General features: G+C 53.2%; 18 protein-coding genes. 16 read left to right on the forward strand and 2 right to left on the reverse strand.

All coding sequences use genetic code 11. The annotated features are described in order from the left end of the window. The first annotated feature begins 6 nt into the window (after positions 1-6). From CHH67_RS02470 to CHH67_RS02485, 4 genes are all read left to right on the forward strand, one after another. A complete protein-coding gene (locus CHH67_RS02470) occupies positions 7-720 on the forward strand; it encodes a cytochrome c biogenesis CcdA family protein (RefSeq protein ID WP_095263389.1) in 714 nt (237 codons plus the stop codon). A 192-nt stretch (positions 721-912) separates the two neighbouring features. Then, positions 913-1,338 (forward strand): transcriptional regulator MntR, encoded by a 426-nt coding sequence (gene mntR / locus CHH67_RS02475; protein WP_095263390.1) that lies wholly within the window; start codon positions 913-915, stop codon positions 1,336-1,338. 172 nt (positions 1,339-1,510) lie between these two features. Further along, positions 1,511-3,097 carry a family 10 glycosylhydrolase gene (locus CHH67_RS02480; protein ID WP_095263391.1) on the forward strand — a complete coding sequence of 529 codons (1,587 nt, stop codon included), beginning with the start codon at positions 1,511-1,513 and terminating at the stop codon, positions 3,095-3,097. Between the two features lie 78 nt (positions 3,098-3,175). Further along, positions 3,176-4,105 (forward strand): patatin-like phospholipase family protein, encoded by a 930-nt coding sequence (locus tag CHH67_RS02485; RefSeq protein WP_095263392.1) that lies wholly within the window; start codon positions 3,176-3,178, stop codon positions 4,103-4,105. 106 nt (positions 4,106-4,211) lie between these two features. Here CHH67_RS02485 and CHH67_RS02490 read toward each other — a convergent pair whose 3' ends face one another. Together CHH67_RS02490 and CHH67_RS02495 are read right to left on the reverse strand one after the other, a co-directional pair. After that, positions 4,212-4,541, reverse strand: coding sequence for a hypothetical protein (locus CHH67_RS02490; protein WP_095263393.1), 330 nt, complete (start codon positions 4,539-4,541; stop codon positions 4,212-4,214). A gap of 7 nt (positions 4,542-4,548) precedes the next feature. After that, positions 4,549-5,547 (reverse strand): DUF1385 domain-containing protein, encoded by a 999-nt coding sequence (locus tag CHH67_RS02495; RefSeq protein WP_095263394.1) that lies wholly within the window; start codon positions 5,545-5,547, stop codon positions 4,549-4,551. A 174-nt stretch (positions 5,548-5,721) separates the two neighbouring features. On the opposite strand from CHH67_RS02495, the gene CHH67_RS02500 reads away from it, so the two are divergent. The 12 genes from CHH67_RS02500 to spoIIIAF all read left to right on the forward strand — a co-directional run bounded on the left by CHH67_RS02500 (position 5,722) and on the right by spoIIIAF (position 14,804). After that, complete coding sequence (locus CHH67_RS02500; protein WP_095263395.1) at positions 5,722-6,219, forward strand: YqhR family membrane protein; 498 nt, start codon at positions 5,722-5,724, stop codon at positions 6,217-6,219. Between the two features lie 98 nt (positions 6,220-6,317). Then, positions 6,318-6,767: a type II 3-dehydroquinate dehydratase gene (gene aroQ, locus CHH67_RS02505; protein WP_095263396.1), complete on the forward strand. Its 450-nt coding sequence runs from the start codon at positions 6,318-6,320 to the stop codon at positions 6,765-6,767. Positions 6,768-6,808: 41 nt separating this feature from the next. Further along, positions 6,809-7,882, forward strand: coding sequence for a M24 family metallopeptidase (locus tag CHH67_RS02510; protein WP_095263397.1), 1,074 nt, complete (start codon positions 6,809-6,811; stop codon positions 7,880-7,882). Positions 7,883-7,927: 45 nt separating this feature from the next. Next, positions 7,928-8,485, forward strand: coding sequence for an elongation factor P (efp, locus tag CHH67_RS02515; RefSeq protein ID WP_095263398.1), 558 nt, complete (start codon positions 7,928-7,930; stop codon positions 8,483-8,485). Between the two features lie 262 nt (positions 8,486-8,747). Continuing rightward, positions 8,748-10,001, forward strand: a complete 1,254-nt coding sequence (locus CHH67_RS02520) for an aspartate kinase (RefSeq protein WP_095263428.1) — start codon at positions 8,748-8,750, stop codon at positions 9,999-10,001. Positions 10,002-10,279: 278 nt separating this feature from the next. Continuing rightward, positions 10,280-10,546 (forward strand): YqhV family protein, encoded by a 267-nt coding sequence (locus tag CHH67_RS02525; protein WP_095263399.1) that lies wholly within the window; start codon positions 10,280-10,282, stop codon positions 10,544-10,546. Positions 10,547-10,651: 105 nt separating this feature from the next. Further along, entirely contained in the window at positions 10,652-11,650 is a 999-nt protein-coding gene (spoIIIAA, locus tag CHH67_RS02530) for a stage III sporulation protein AA (RefSeq protein WP_095263429.1), read from the forward strand. Beyond that, positions 11,643-12,161, forward strand: coding sequence for a stage III sporulation protein SpoIIIAB (spoIIIAB, locus tag CHH67_RS02535; RefSeq protein ID WP_095263400.1), 519 nt, complete (start codon positions 11,643-11,645; stop codon positions 12,159-12,161). The genes spoIIIAA and spoIIIAB overlap by 8 nt, the downstream gene beginning before the upstream one ends. A gap of 14 nt (positions 12,162-12,175) precedes the next feature. Further along, positions 12,176-12,379, forward strand: coding sequence for a stage III sporulation protein AC (gene spoIIIAC, locus CHH67_RS02540; RefSeq protein WP_007129715.1), 204 nt, complete (start codon positions 12,176-12,178; stop codon positions 12,377-12,379). 8 nt (positions 12,380-12,387) lie between these two features. Beyond that, a complete protein-coding gene (spoIIIAD, locus tag CHH67_RS02545; RefSeq protein ID WP_095263401.1) occupies positions 12,388-12,777 on the forward strand; it encodes a stage III sporulation protein AD in 390 nt (129 codons plus the stop codon). 68 nt (positions 12,778-12,845) lie between these two features. Further along, on the forward strand, positions 12,846-13,988 hold the full coding sequence (gene spoIIIAE, locus CHH67_RS02550) for a stage III sporulation protein AE (RefSeq protein WP_425320427.1): 1,143 nt from the start codon (positions 12,846-12,848) through the stop codon (positions 13,986-13,988). An 81-nt stretch (positions 13,989-14,069) separates the two neighbouring features. Beyond that, positions 14,070-14,804 (forward strand): stage III sporulation protein AF, encoded by a 735-nt coding sequence (gene spoIIIAF / locus CHH67_RS02555; RefSeq protein ID WP_244908064.1) that lies wholly within the window; start codon positions 14,070-14,072, stop codon positions 14,802-14,804. Position 14,805 lies beyond the last annotated feature (1 nt).

Genomic DNA, 14,805 nt, shown 5'->3' on the forward strand with positions numbered 1-14,805 from the left:
ATAGTCATGGCCGATATTCATATTGGAATTGCGTTTGCCGCGGGGCTCGCATCCTTTATCTCTCCCTGCTGTTTGCCTCTGTACCCTTCCTACCTGTCGATCATTACGGGGATGTCCGTCAATGATCTGAAGAATGAGCAAAGCCGCAAAGATGTCCGCTTCCGTACGATGACCCATACGCTGGCGTTCATCCTCGGCTTCTCGGCAGTGTATTACTCCCTCGGATGGGGCGCCGGACTGTTCGGCGAATTTTTTATCGAATACCAGGGACTGATCCGTCAGCTCTCCGCGCTGCTTATCGTGTTGATGGGACTTATGCTGTTAGGTATTTTTCAGCCGCGGATGCTGATGAAAGATTTCAAATTCAATTTTAAAGGCAAGCCGGCAGGATACATAGGCACCTTTTTGTTCGGGATCGGCTTTGCCGCAGGCTGGTCGCCTTGCGTCGGACCGATTCTGATGGCGATTATTGCGCTTGCTGCTACCGATCCGGGGACGTGGTTCCCGCTCATTACCGCTTACTCGCTGGGCTTTGCCGTGCCATTTTTTGTCCTGGCGTTTTTCATCGGATCCACCCGCTGGATTCTGAAGTACTCCCAGACGCTGATGAAGGTCGGCGGCGCATTGATGATTGTGATGGGGGTGCTGCTGTTCACGAACCAGATGTTCCGGATTACGATCTGGCTCCAGAGCATTACGCCGGAGTGGCTTAAATTTTGACAGATTGATGTCATTAGAATTTTACAAGTTTTAGCGGGCGCTGCAGCAGCGTTGTTTCGGACAAGAAATGGGCTTGCTTTCAGCCAGAAAAAGGTTCCGGGACTTGCCAACTAGTCTTCAAACCATGTATCATTACAGGTGCGGGTAGAACGGTTTTGAAGGGTCACGTAATTATAGAAAAGAGGGAAAAGGATGCCGACACCTAGCATGGAGGATTATTTGGAGCGCATCTACAAATTGATCGACGAGAAGGGATATGCGCGCGTTTCGGATATCGCCGAAGGCTTGGAGGTTCACCCCTCATCCGTCACGAAAATGATTCAAAAGCTGGATAAAGATGAATATCTGATCTATGAAAAATACCGCGGGCTGGTATTAACGAACAAAGGTAAGAAGATGGGCAAGCGGCTTATGGAACGGCATCATTTGCTGGAGGAATTTCTGGAGATGATCGGCGTTCAGGAGGAAAATATTTACCGTGATGTCGAAGGAATCGAGCATCATTTGAGCTGGGATTCCATTATGAGAATTGAAACGCTTGTCGAATATTTCAAGCGTGACGAGAATCGACTTCAGGAATTGCGTGACATTCATAACGAATTAGTCAACGAATCGTAATGTGGCATCTGTCGCCTGTGACAGGTGCCCTTTTCCTAACATGACGGAAAGTGCTTTCTAATGCAGCGGCTCATGCCCGGTTCCTTAGAGAGGTCGCCTTGGGGGCGCCTTTTCGTTCACTCTCTGCACTCTTCATCCACCTGCAAATTTTGTTTTGAAAGGAATTTATATCATGAGGCTTCGAAGATGGTTATTGGTACTGATGATGTTGTTATTATGTATCCCTTCTGTAATTCCGACTGCACAAGCACAGTCAGCAGGCATCAGCATTTATCTGGATGGACAAAGATTGAACAGCGATACATCCCCCTACATACTTCCTAAAGTATATGTAACCATGGTGCCGACCCGGATAATCAGCGAAGGCATCGGTGCGAGCGTAACTTGGAATCAGGCTTCGAAAACCGCAATGATCCGCAAGGATGGCTCGGTCATTACGTTAACGTCAGGCAGAACGACAGCTACCGTCAACGGAGCAGCGGTGCCGCTTGACGCATCGGTGGAGATCCGAAACGGAAGAATCATGGTGCCGATCCGGTTCATCAGTGAGAATCTCGGCTTGAGGGTATCCTGGAACCAGGCAGCTCAGCGCATCGATCTGTACAGCAGAATCGTTAGCCCGCCCGTACAGCCGGTACAGCCAGGACAACCGGGAGAGCCCGGGGCGCCAGCTTCGGATGAAATAAGAGGCGCATGGATATCCACGGTGTACAACCTGGATTGGCCCGTGGCTGGAAGCAGTGTGCAGCAGCAAGCGGATTATATTCGCATGATTGACGAGCTGCAGCGCACGGGCATCAATACCGTCTATGTGCAGGTTCGTCCTGCAGGGGACGCTTTGTATCCGTCAGCGCTGGTGCCTTGGTCCAAGACGGTCAGCGGCACTCAGGGCGTCGATCCGGGCTATGATCCGGTGGCCTTTATGATCGAAGAGACGCATAAGCGAGGCATGGAATTTCACGCTTGGTTCAACCCGTTCCGGGCGAACACGGCTGCCAATGTGACGGGGCTTGACCCGAGGCATGTCGCGGTTGCACATCCGGAGTGGATTGTGAATACAGGCAATCAGCTGTATATTAATCCCGGCATTCCGGCAGCAAGACAACATATCATTGACGTCATTATGGAAGTGGTCAACCGCTATGATATCGACGGCGTTCACCTGGATGATTACTTCTACCCGTCGAATACGGTGTTTCATGATGAGGCAGCTTACCAGACTTACAATCAGGGGGTTTACCGCAACATCGGCGACTGGCGCCGGGGGAACATCAACCTGTTTGTAAGCGGACTGAAGGACAGCATCCATCATGTCAAACCGGATGTGAAGTTTGGCATCAGTCCGTTCGGCGTGTGGCGCAATCAGTCCACCGATGCAAGCGGATCGGAGACCAGTGCAGGCGTCACCGCCTATGACAGCATGTATGCTGACGTTCGGGCCTGGATCCGCAACGGATGGGTCGACTACGTGGCTCCGCAGATCTACTGGAGCATGAGCAACCCGGCGGTCGATTACGATGTGCTTGTCGACTGGTGGGTGAGGGAAGTGAGCGGAACCGATGTCGATCTGCTGATCGGGCATGCGGCATACAAGCTGGGCACCTCGGAGATTGGCTGGCAAAGCGCGTCAGAGATTATCAATCAGCTGCGTTATAACCAACAATACAGTGAAATCAAAGGCAGCATCTTCTTCAGAGCAGAAAATATACTAAGCAATTCTTTGGGACTTAAAGATCAATTGCAATCATATTACAGATAATCGGCACGTCCTTGAGGTATGAATACTCCCCCGTTCTCATACATAGTCAATAGACCATGTGAGGCGGGGGATTTTCATATGCAAATAAACGCTGTATTTGAAGGCGGGGGAGTCAAAGGAATCTCGCTTGCAGGAGCTGTCAAGGCAGCAGAGACTGCCGGGATTCAATTCAGCAGGGTGGCAGGCACGTCTTCAGGCTCCATCGTTGCCTCAGTACTGGCCGCAGGGTATACAGCGGATGAGATGAAGCTGATCATTGAGAGCACGCCTTTTCATTCCTTGCTGAAGCGGGCTCCGATTTTCAATGCCAAAATCGTAGGCCCGGCGCTTCGGGTGCTGATCAAGAGAGGCCTGTATTCCGGTGAGGCGCTGGAGAGCTGGATCCGCAACATTTTGCTGGAGAAAGGGATGTTGACCTTTTCAGATATACCGTCCGGGAAACTGTACATTGTCGCTTCGGACATTACGAATGGCAGACTGCTGGTGCTGCCTGATGACTTGCGCCATTACGGCATTAATCCGTCCACGTTTCCGGTCGCCAAGGCCGTGCGCATGAGCTGCAGCATACCGTATTTTTTTGATCCGGTGATTCTTCGGCTGCTGGGACGGGCGGCGAAAGGCAAATCCTTCAACGAGCAGTTTGTTTACGTGGTTGACGGGGGCTTGCTCAGCAATTTCCCGCTGTGGCTGTTTGATAAAGATTCGCTGGGCGGACCGAAGCCGCTGCCGGTGATCGGCTTTCAGATGGTCGGGAAGAACAGCAATAAGCCGCGCGTCATTAACGGCCCGTTCAGCATGATGACGGCCATGTTCGAAACGATGCTGTCCGCCCATGATGAACGTTATATCGAGCAGAGGAACCGCAGCCGGACGATCAAAATACCGACGCTTGGCATCAGCACCACCCAATTCGATCTGACAAAAGAGGAAAGCGAAAGCCTGTACGCATCGGGGGTGCGCGCAGGGACGCAGTTTTTCTCCCGCTGGAAGGCGGAAGGAAGGCTATAGCGTCAACGAACCGGCAAGCGTATCGTATGACCACGCAACAAAAGAGGTGTCCTCAAGATCTTAGGATCTTGATGGACACCTCTTGCGGCTGCAGGGCCAGGATATGTTAATGATATTTCGGGAGATCGTCGGACGGATCGGATTTCCCTTTCTGGCCCTCGATAACCTGGAACGGATATTGCTTCCGTTTGGATGGCGGACTGCTTTTCCGGACACCGTTGTTTTTGGCAGCAAGCTTGGCGGCAGTACGCTTCGATGGCTTTACCTTCGGATGCCGTTTCGTTCGTGGAGGAAACTTGTAGAGCAGGTATACCACCCCGACGACAATGACCGGGATCAGAACATAGTTCCTCGTACTTGGGTTGAACAACATACTGATAATTCCGAGCGCTGCAAGCGTAATTGCAGTCCAAAAAATAATGGCATGCCTTCTCATGGATTACTCATCCTTTCGCGGGATCCAGCACACTCCCTGTCACAGATTGCGGAACGGTAACGTTCTCTTTCTCGTACTGAGCATCCAGTTCACGCATTCTGTTAAAGGATGCGATGGATACTTCAACTTGGTCATCGGTAGGCTCTTTCGTGGTCAGAAGCTGAAGCCACAGACCGGGATATCCAAGGTAGCGGAGCACTGGGACGTCTCTGAGCGCATTGGTCAGCTTGAGAAATTCGAAGGAAACGCCAAGCACGACCGGAAGCAGAACGATCCGCTGAACAATCCGTTCGGTCATATTGTCCCATGGAACCAGGGAATATACGGCCACGCCGAGCACGATGGTCAGCATCATGAAGCTGCTACCGCAGCGGTAATGGAGGCGCGTATATTTTTGCACATTTTTCACCGTGAGCTCTTCACCGGCTTCGTATGCGCTAATGACCTTGTGCTCCGCACCGTGATACTGGAACAGTCTCTTGATGACAGGCGTTTGCGAGATGATCCACAGATACGCCAGCAATAAAATCAGCTTGATGACGCCTTCTATCAGATTACGCACAATGTAGTTGTCTAATGTGTTGCCAAATAAAAAATCCTCTACGAAAACAGGGACCAAGGTGAACAGAAGCTTGCCTAATATGAAGGACAGCACACTGACGGCGGCAACGCCGATAATCATGCTGAGGCTCCAGCCCGATTCTTCCTTCTCTTTCTGCTTTTCACGCTCCTCAGGCTCCAGCGTATCGTCAGCATAAGCATCTGCAGAGTAGTTCAAATGCTTGGAACCTTTAATGGAGGAATCTATGAGACTCACAATACCGCGGAGAAACGGAATCTTTCTGAGCTTCAGGACCCAAGCCTTGTCTTCGCGAGGAACCTCCAAAAATTTAATCTCGTCGTTCTTTCTCCGAACAGCCGTAACGTTGACATGCTTGCCGCCGAACATAACACCTTCGATGACAGCCTGACCGCCGTAGCTGACCGGGGTTGATTTTTGGGACAACCGGCTCACCCTCCTGAAATTCAATCTATGAAACCTATTGTAGCGAATTTTGAAAGTAATTTCTAGTTGGATTAGGCTGGGCGCGATCGGAGCATACTATAGCTTATTTCCATGAAAGAGCATCTTCCGGTAGTGGAGCCGGGAGTGCGGATGCATAGAGGAGGATGAAGCGACATGCATGAACGCCTGTTTCGACAGCAGTATCCGCATACGAATCCGATCGCTTTTGCGCTGGAGCTGGGCTACTATGCCGGGCTGATCTGGGGGGCGATTCGGTGGGTTTTTTATACGCTGAACTTTACGCAGGTGCTGCCGGGATTTCTGCTGGAGCCGTATTTCAAACATCGTTTCCTGAACAGCACAGCGGGACATTTGGCCGGATGGCTTGGCTTCATTGCCTTTTCGGTCATCGCCTCGCTGCTGTACGTATTTCTGTTTCGCAAGCTGAAGGGGCCTTGGCCCGGCATTGCATATGGGGCGGTCTGGTGGATCATGCTGTTCATCGTATTAAACCCGTGGCTGCAAATGACAAGGCCGGTCAAGCTGCTGACCTGGGATTCGAATATATCGGAGTTCTGCGTCTTTATTCTATGGGGGCTGTTTATCGGGTACACGACAGCTCAGGAATATACGGATGAAAAGCTGCGAGAGCCGAAGAAGATGATCAGCTAGAGAGGGCTCCCGCCTGCCCGAACAATAAAAACTTCTCAAGGCGATGCCCGCTATGGTAAAATAGCTTTTGGTTATTTGACGAAAAGGTGGGAAACCCTATGAAGTCCATATGGGTGATAAACGGACCGAATTTGAACCTGCTTGGCGTTCGGGAACCGGGAATCTACGGTTCGCTCAGCCTGCAGGCGATCGAAGAGTCATTGAGCAAACAGGCGGAACAAGCCGGTATCGGTATTACCTTCTTTCAGTCGAACCATGAAGGAGCGATCATTGACCGCATCCATGAAGCGATGGGCAAGGCCGACGGCATATTGCTGAACCCCGGTGCGCTGACCCACTACAGCTATGCGGTTCGCGATGCGATCAGCTCGGCGCGAATTCCGGTTGTGGAAGTTCATTTGTCGAATATTCACGCCCGTGAGGAATTTCGTCACAAGTCGGTCATCGCCCCGGTCGCTGTAGGGCAGATTGCAGGCTTTGGCGCAGACAGCTACAGTCTCGGACTGACGGCGCTGCTCCAGGTGCTGGATCGGCAGGAGGCCAAGTAACAGGCCTATTGATACGATCTGAGAGAGGAGATAGAAAAGATATGAGCAATCATCGAGTGACCAAGCTTCGCGAGAAGCTGCAGCAGGATGGATTGTCGGCCGTCTTGGTTGCAAGTCCGATCAACCGCCGTTATTTGTCCGGGTTTACCGGATCGGCCGGCTATGTACTCATCACCTTGAACGAGGCGTATCTGCTTACGGATTTCCGCTACATGACGCAGGCTCCCCAGCAGGCCAAAGGATTCAAGGTCGTTGAACATGGACCGAAGGTGATGGAGACGGTGAAGGAGCTTCTCGCTTCGGAGGGCATCACTTCCCTGGGCTTTGAGCAGGATCATGTTACATACGGCGTATATTCTACATACTCCGAGCAGCTGAATCCGATTCAGCTCGTAGCTACATCAGGCCTGGTGGAACAGCTGCGCATATTCAAGGACGCCGAGGAACTGCAGGTGATGCAGCGGGCGGCGGATTTGGCAGATAAGACGTTCAGCCATGTGCTGGGCATTCTGAAGCCGGGCTTAACCGAGCGTGAGATCGATCTGGAGATGGAAATGTTCATGCGTCAGCATGGCGCGACCGCCTCTTCGTTCGATACGATCGTGGCGTCCGGGGAACGCTCCGCGCTTCCTCATGGCGTGGCCAGCGAACGGGTCATTCAGGGCAATGAATTTGTCACTTTCGACTTTGGCGCGCTGCTGGACGGATACTGCTCGGATCTGACACGTACCGTGGCACTGGGTAACCCGGATCCGAAATTAAAGGAGATTTATGACATTGTGCTGGAGGCGCAGCTGCATGCGCTGGCCCATATCAAGCCGGGCATGACAGGACGCGAGGCCGACGCGCTTGCTCGCGATATCATTGACCGTTATGGCTATGGCGAGTATTTCGGTCACAGCACAGGTCATGGCCTTGGCATGGAAGTGCATGAGTCGCCGCGGCTGTCCAAGCTGAGCGACGATGTGCTGCAGCCAGGCATGGTGGTTACTGTAGAGCCTGGCATTTATCTCCCTGGACTCGGCGGGGTCCGGATCGAGGATGATATCGTCATCACGGAAACGGGTATACAGATCCTGACAAGCTCCAGCAAGGATTACACCGTACTTTCATGATGTGACCGCAGCTATTTATTTAACTATCCTTAGGAGGGATCTTCAGTGATTTCAGTTAACGATTTTAAAACAGGATTAACCGTAGAAGTGGAGGGCGATATCTATACCGTTCTCGATTTCCAGCATGTAAAGCCGGGTAAAGGTGCAGCGTTCGTTCGCTCCAAGCTGAAAAACCTGCGCAATGGCAACACCGTTGAAAAAACATTCCGCGCAGGCGAAACGATCGGCCGCGCTCAAATCGACAACCGCGGCGTTCAGTACCTGTATGCAAGCGGACAAGAGCATGTGTTCATGGATAACGAAACCTATGACCAGTTCAGCTTGACCAGCGAACAGCTGGAATGGGAACTGAACTTCCTGAAAGAGAATATGAATGTAAATATCATCAGCTATCAAGGCGAAATCCTCGGGATCAACCTGCCAAACAGCGTTGAACTGAAGGTTGTAGAAACCGAACCAGGCATCAAGGGCAACACAGCGACAGGAGCAACGAAGAATGCCCAGGTAGAGACGGGTCTGAACGTTCAGGTTCCGCTCTTTATTAACGAAGGCGATGTGCTTCTGATTGATACCCGTGACGGCAAGTACATCTCCCGTGCATAATGAAGACTTGGAAACCGCAAGCGGCGGCTTCCAGGCATCATGACGTGAGAGACTCCTGTACAGTGTACAGGGGTTTTTTGCGCAATTCCCGGAGGTCCTGCTGTCGTCCTTTCCAAGGGACGAACGGACGCCCAATTTATAACAGATAGCCGTCATTCATGCGAAAAACCTTGACGGAACAAGTCACTTTCGTATTATACTGTTTTAAAGTGAGAAACTGATGTGAGCAGATACAGATTCTATGTGGGGAGTGAAAGAAGCGTTGTCACTGTACGTCATGAAATTCGGAGGCAGTTCTGTAGGGGATACGGAACGGATGCAGCGCGTCGCCAAACGAATTGTAGAGAAGCAGGATGAAGGTCACCAATGCGTTGTCGTCGTGTCCGCCATGGGGGATACAACCGATGATTTGATCGATCAGGCGAAGCTATTAAACGACAATCCGCCGGCTCGGGAAATGGATATGCTGCTGACGACAGGGGAGCAGATTTCGATCTCCCTGTTGTCGATGGCGATTCACAGCCTCGGGCGCAAGGCGTTATCGTATACCGGCTGGCAGGCCGGATTCCTTACCGATTCCGTCCACAGCAAAGCGCGTATTGCGGACATTCATCCGGAGCGCGTGCTCAAAGCGCTGGATGAAGGGAACATCGTCATCGTGGCCGGCTTCCAGGGCATGTCCGAGGAAGGCGAAATCACGACGCTCGGCCGCGGCGGCTCGGATACGACGGCGGTTGCGCTTGCGGCCGCTATTGACGCCGACGTTTGCGAGATTTACACCGATGTGGACGGCGTGTACTCGACCGATCCGCGCGTTGTCAATTGCGCCAGAAAGCTGAATGAAATCTCCTATGACGAGATGCTGGAGCTTGCCAATCTCGGCGCTGCGGTCCTGCATCCGCGGGCGGTGGAGTATGCGAAGCACAATCAGGTGAAGCTGGTCGTCAGATCAAGCTTCAATTATAACGAAGGAACGGTTGTTAAGGAGGAAGCAAGCATGGAGCAGGGTGTGGTAGTCAGTGGAATTGCCTATGATAAGAACGTCGCCAGAATCAGCATTCTGGGGGTAGCCGATGTTCCGGGCGTGCTCGCCCAGATGTTCGGTGCCCTTGCCACAGAAGGGATCGACGTGGATATCATCGTGCAGAGCGGCGTGCAGAACGGAGAGGCGGATTTTGCGTTCACCGTCTCGCTTGAGGATCGGGAGCGGGCGCTTGCGGTCATTGAGAAAATCCGCGATCAGCTGCCGTACCGTGACGTAACCTCCGAGGATAACTTGGTGAAAGTATCCATCGTTGGCGCCGGCATGGTCAGCCATCCGGGCGTGGCCGCCCAGATGTTCGATGTCATCTCGAAACAGGGCGTCAGCATCAAGATGGTCAGCACGTCGGAGATCAAGGTGTCCTGCGTCATCGAGAGCGGCAATTTGCAAAATGTCGTTCAGGCGCTTCATACCGCGTACGGACTGGACACGGATCAGCAGGCGGTTGTCGGCGGGCCTCAGGTACGCCGATAATACGCACCTCTAACCATAACAGCGGGCCGAGCAAGGAGAAATCCTTTGCTCGGCTCGTTTTTTTTATGCTCACCTGCCGTGGGAAGCAAGGATATCCCGGAGATCTCTCGAATCTTGAACGCCCCGCCCTGCATTGTCGAGCCTAATAGGGCAGCAGTTTCGCTGCCCCTTCCCGCAAGTTCCCTCCATTTCTGTCTATGATATTGAAAAAAATAGAGATATTCCGAGAGAAGGCTGCATATTTTTAAACATCATAACAAGCAGAAGGAGGTTTACTGATGCTGGACAAGTTTGTCACGAGCATGGCCTCGCTCCGATTTTTCTCCGGCAGCCTGGAAATTGTCGCAGCCATTATTATGCTCCGGTTGAACCAAGTGGACAAGGCCTTGGCAGTCAACTCGGCGCTTGCGTTTATGGGGCCGCTCATCCTGATTGTGACGACCACGATCGGGCTTGTCGGAATGGCCGACAAATTGTCCTGGGGCAAGATTGGCTGGATATTGTGCGGGGTGTCCTGTCTCTTATACGGGATCTTAAAAAAATGATAGATTCGCGGCATAAAAGTCAGGTACAAGCATACACATGGGAGTAAGAAAGTTCTTTTATATGAGGTAGTTACCAAGAGGACAGGTAGGTTGGGGGAAATGGATATGACACTGGATTGGTTAGGGCTGTTTCCCGAAAGCATCAGGCTCATCCTGCTGAAGCTGCCGAAGGCGATGCTGGACCATCTTGAGGAGATTCGAATCCGCGAGGAGCGTCCGCTTGAGATCAATGCCGCTGGCCGGCATCATTTTCTGGACCGGGACGGCGGCTTGAGCTTGCACCCCGGCGAAGCGTACAAGCCGACCCGGGAGGATACAAGGCGGCTGCTGGACCTGATCAGCAACCACTCCTTGTACACGATGGAGGAGGAGCTGCGAAAAGGCTTCATTACGATTCCCGGCGGCCACCGGGTTGGGCTGGTCGGCAGAACGGTGCTGAGCGGCGGCAGGGTGGAGCATATACGGGACATCAGCGGGTTCAACGTCCGGATAGCAAAGGAAATTCGGGGCGCAGCGGATGAGATTCTTCCTTTTCTGCTTGACCGAAAACGGGGCAGGGTGATGCACACCTTGATTCTCTCCCCTCCCCAGCAAGGGAAGACGACGTTGCTGCGAGACTTGGCCAGACAGATCAGCTATGGCAGCTGGGGGAACGCCCAGCTTCAATGGCCCGGACTCAAGGTTGGCATTATTGATGAACGGTCCGAAATCGCCGGCTGTCAGCGGGGCGTGCCGGGGTTCGATGTCGGGCCGCGCACCGATGTGCTGGATGGATGCCCGAAGGCGGAAGGCATGATGATGATGATTCGCTCGATGTCGCCGGATGTGCTCATTGTGGACGAGATCGGGCGGCCGGAGGATGCCGAGGCTGTCAATGAGGCGCTGCATGCCGGAATCAGTGTCATCGCTACGGCACATGGCTCCTCGATACAGGATATTGGCGGGCGGCCTGCGCTGTCGGCGCTGGTGCAGCAGCGAAGGTTTGAAATGTATGCGGTCCTATGCCGCAAGGGACATGAACGGTCTTACAAGCTGTACGACGGCGGGCAGCGCACGCTGCAAACCGCCGGCGCCGGTCCCCCGGGCGGTGATGCCTATGCTTAATCTGATCGGGGCTATTCTGGTGCTGGCAGCGGGAACTTTAGCCGGTTTTTATCAAGCTCATCAGTTTGCGCTAAGACCCAGGCAGCTGAGGGAACTGATTCTGGCCCTTCAACGTCTGGAGACCGAAATCAGCTACGGTTTCACCCCGCTTCCGGATGCGCTGGAGCGAATTGGAGGCGGGCTCAAGGAGCCGCTGAAAACGTTGTTTATCGCTGCATCGGATTATATGAGCCCCGATTACGGACTCTCGGCCGAGGACAGCATCAGAAAGGCGCTGAATATGCACTGGAGACGAACCTCCATGAAAACTGCGGAGAAAGACGTGTTAGACCGGTTAAGCGGTGTACTTGGCACCAGTGACAGGCAGGACCAGATCAAGCATATAGCCCTGGCCGTCGGCCAGCTACAACACGAGGAGGCCGCGGCAAGGGAAGACCAGGCCAAGTACGAAAAAATGAGCAAAAGCCTGGGTCTGCTTATTGGAGCATTGATCGTCATATTGATCTTTTAGCGAGGTGCCAGGGAATGAACATTGAAGTGAACGCCATTTTTCAGATTGCAGGAATCGGCATCATCATCGCCATGATTCATACAGTCCTGAAGCAGATGGGAAAAGAGGATATGGCACACTGGGTGACGCTTATCGGGTTTGTCGTTGTGCTGTTTATGGTTGTCAGGCTGCTAGATGATCTGCTTAAGGAAATCAAAAGCATCTTTCTGTTCCAGTAGGTGGAGTTATGGAAATTATCCAGGTGGTCGGCTTTGGTCTGATTGCCACAATACTGATACTCGTTGTCAAGGAACAAAAGCCGCTGTTCGCTTTTCTGATTGCGGTAGCCGCCTCGCTCATGATTCTGCTGGTGCTGGTAGACCGGATCGGCTCGATCATTCGAATGCTGGAGAATATGGCTCAGAACGCAGGGGTAGAGCTGATATATTTGAAGACCGTGCTCAAAATTATAGGCATTGCTTATGTCGCGGAGATGGGGGCTCAAATTGTGCGGGATGCAGGCCAGGAGTCCATCGCTTCGAAAATAGAACTGGCGGGAAAAGTGCTCATATTGGTGCTGGCGATACCGATAATCGGGATTATCATCGAGACGGTCCTGAAGCTGCTCCCGGTCTGATGAAGGTGGGGGGTGTCATGACGCGTTCAGCATATCGGCTGCTGCAAGTTCTTGGATGGATGATCGTGATGTTGTTGATGATGGGGCTGTTTTCCGGAACCGTCCATGCCTCTTCCCCAGCGGAGGATTGGGTCAGACAGCAGACCGAGCAACTGCCGACAGAGCAGGTAGAGAAATACTGGGAACAGCTGATGAAGGATTATGGCGGCTTCTTCCCGGAGGGCAGAACGCCCTCCCTGATGGATATGCTTCTGCCGGGAGGAGACGGATTATCGTTTACGTCGGTGCTCTCCGGGCTCGGCAAGTACATGTGGCACGAGGTGCTGTTTAATGGCAAGCTGCTGGTCAGCATCGTGATGCTGAGCAGCATGAGCATGATCCTGGAGCAGCTGCAATCCGCTTTTGAAAAAAACACGGTCAGCCGTGTCGCCTACGCCATCTGCTACATGGTCGTGCTGATCCTTGCGGTCAACAGCTTCAGTGTCGCCATCGGCTACGCGAAGGGCGCGATCAGCAGCATGGTTGACTTCATGCTGGCGATGCTGCCGCTCCTGTTCGCTCTGATGGCTTCGATGGGAAATGTCGTCACCGTCTCCGTCGCCCATCCTCTGGTCATCTTTATGGTTCATACCGTGGGCACGCTGATCAGCACGATCGTATTTCCGCTTCTGTTCTTCTCGGCGATGCTGCATCTGGTAAGCTCGCTGTCCGATAAGTACAAGCTGACCCAGCTTGGCAATCTGCTGCGGGGTGTCGGCATGGGGGTGCTGGGGGTGCTGCTCACCGTATTCCTCGGCGTGATTTCCGTGCAGGGCATATCCGGCTCGATTACGGACGGTGTTGTCATCCGGGCCGCCAAATACGTGACCGGCAACTTCGTGCCGGTCGTCGGCAAGATGTTCGCGGATGCAACGGACACGGTCATATCCGCATCGCTGCTCGTGAAGAATTCGATCGGTCTGGCCGGCGTCATCATCATATTGTTCCTGTGCGCGTTTCCCGCGATCAAAATATTGATACTGGCGCTCATCTACAATGTGTCCGCGGCAATCATGCAGCCGCTTGGTGACACTCCGATTGTCACCTGCCTCCAGACGATTGGCAAAACGATGCTGTACGTGTTCGCAGCGCTGGCTGCGGTGAGCATGATGTTCTTTCTGGCGATCACCATCATGCTGACGGCAGGCAACATCACCGTCATGATGAGGTGAGGCGGAGGGGTAGAGCTGCAGATGAAGCTTCCCGTTTGAAGGAGAACCGGATCGCTGCCGCTTATCTGAGCCCGAAGGGGAGTGAAGCGAAGAATGGACTGGCTGGGACAATGGCTGAAAAGCGTCATCATGATCGTGCTGTTTGCAGCCTTCGTGGATATGATCCTGCCGGGAAAAAAGATGGAACGCTACGCCAGAGTCGTGCTCAGCTTTCTCATCCTGTTGACGCTGCTCGGACCCATCGTCAGCCTGCTGACGGATTCGCCGGAGAATAAGCTGGCCGCAGAGCTGAGGCAGCTGGAGAGAGGGAGCGCTGACGAGGCGCAGCTGGACGCCATCCTGGCCCAGGCCGAGCAGTTCAAGGAACAGCAGCGGAACCAGAGCCTGCAATGGGCAGGCGAGGAGCTGGCCCGGGTGATGAAGGAAGACATCAGCCGGGAGACGGGGGAGCGTGTACAGAGCGTGCAGGTTGTCCTGGCGCTTGGCAAATCGGAAGAGTTGTCGGAAGCAGTCATTCAGTCGGTCAGTGTCAAGCTCGTGCCGGATCAGTCGAAGCCGGCGGAGCCCGACTCCAAGATCACCCATAAACCAATCGGTATAACACCCGTTGATGCTATAGATGTGAACATTCAATCAACGTCACACCCGAATAAGGATAATCCGGAGAACGAGTCAGGCAGCGTCCAGGAGGCGAGCTCGGCAGAAGCGAAGGCAAGGGTTCAGCCGGTTCGCGAATTGCTCAGCAGCCAGTGGGATTTGAAACCGGAGCAAATCACCGTCGAACTGCCTGGCGTGGAAGGCGATACGACATTATGAA

The sequence above is a fragment of the Paenibacillus campinasensis genome (assembly GCF_002272015.1).
In the GTDB taxonomy this organism is placed as follows: Bacteria; Bacillota; Bacilli; order Paenibacillales; family Paenibacillaceae; genus Paenibacillus_AQ; species Paenibacillus_AQ campinasensis.

Coding starts and splice junctions, on each gene's coding strand:
- CHH67_RS02470 (WP_095263389.1), top strand. CDS start 7: ATGGCCGATATTCATATTGGAATTGCGTTTGCCGCGGGGCTCGCATCC.
- mntR (WP_095263390.1), top strand. CDS start 913: ATGCCGACACCTAGCATGGAGGATTATTTGGAGCGCATCTACAAATTG.
- CHH67_RS02480 (WP_095263391.1), top strand. CDS start 1,511: ATGAGGCTTCGAAGATGGTTATTGGTACTGATGATGTTGTTATTATGT.
- CHH67_RS02485 (WP_095263392.1), top strand. CDS start 3,176: ATGCAAATAAACGCTGTATTTGAAGGCGGGGGAGTCAAAGGAATCTCG.
- CHH67_RS02490 (WP_095263393.1), bottom strand. CDS start 4,541: ATGAGAAGGCATGCCATTATTTTTTGGACTGCAATTACGCTTGCAGCG.
- CHH67_RS02500 (WP_095263395.1), top strand. CDS start 5,722: ATGCATGAACGCCTGTTTCGACAGCAGTATCCGCATACGAATCCGATC.
- aroQ (WP_095263396.1), top strand. CDS start 6,318: ATGAAGTCCATATGGGTGATAAACGGACCGAATTTGAACCTGCTTGGC.
- CHH67_RS02510 (WP_095263397.1), top strand. CDS start 6,809: ATGAGCAATCATCGAGTGACCAAGCTTCGCGAGAAGCTGCAGCAGGAT.
- CHH67_RS02525 (WP_095263399.1), top strand. CDS start 10,280: ATGCTGGACAAGTTTGTCACGAGCATGGCCTCGCTCCGATTTTTCTCC.
- spoIIIAA (WP_095263429.1), top strand. CDS start 10,652: ATGACACTGGATTGGTTAGGGCTGTTTCCCGAAAGCATCAGGCTCATC.
- spoIIIAB (WP_095263400.1), top strand. CDS start 11,643: ATGCTTAATCTGATCGGGGCTATTCTGGTGCTGGCAGCGGGAACTTTA.
- spoIIIAC (WP_007129715.1), top strand. CDS start 12,176: ATGAACATTGAAGTGAACGCCATTTTTCAGATTGCAGGAATCGGCATC.
- spoIIIAD (WP_095263401.1), top strand. CDS start 12,388: ATGGAAATTATCCAGGTGGTCGGCTTTGGTCTGATTGCCACAATACTG.
- spoIIIAE (WP_425320427.1), top strand. CDS start 12,846: ATGTTGTTGATGATGGGGCTGTTTTCCGGAACCGTCCATGCCTCTTCC.